The 476-nt window shown below is 70.4% G+C and carries 1 protein-coding gene; it reads right to left on the bottom strand.

The window, feature by feature from the left end; all coding sequences use genetic code 11:
* A partial coding sequence (locus D7Y13_RS42345; RefSeq protein ID WP_208734594.1) for a Hint domain-containing homing endonuclease occupies window positions 1–384 on the bottom strand: 384 nt, incomplete at its 3' end.
* Between the last annotated feature and the right edge of the window lie 92 nt (window positions 385–476).

Here is a 476-nt window from a genome sequence, read left to right as displayed (position 1 = left end):
GCCCTGGCCGATGTCGAAACCGCAGCTGGTGGCGACGGCGGCGCGGCGCACAGAGTCGTTGCTGAGAATGGGCGGGGCCACCAGCAGGTGCATGTCTGGGCGCAGGGCGTCGGCAGCGGTCCAGCCGGGGGCAGCCAGCCAAGCCCTCGGGCCGCGGCCGAGGCGGCGGCAGGTGTAGAACATCACGTCCGGGGTGCAGCGCACGGTAATGCCGAGGCTGCGGACCGATACCAGCGCCCCGTTGTAGTTCCGCCTGCTGGTGCTGGCCACCCTGTGGGGGTTGCCATCGTGGCAGATGACCCGCTCGTCGATGCGCACGTCGGAGATGGAGCGCAGGCGGCCGTAGGACATCAGCACGCGGGTGCCGGCGGCAAAGCTGGCCATATCTGATGCCTCCTACAGTCGGATGTCGACGCGGCAGCGCGACTTGCGCAGCGGGCGTCGGGGTGGATGGAGAGACTGGCGCAGCTCGGCGG

The sequence above is a fragment of the Corallococcus praedator genome (assembly GCF_003612125.1).
Classification (GTDB): Bacteria; Myxococcota; Myxococcia; order Myxococcales; family Myxococcaceae; genus Corallococcus; species Corallococcus praedator.
This window is presented reverse-complemented; position numbering and strand designations above follow the sequence as displayed.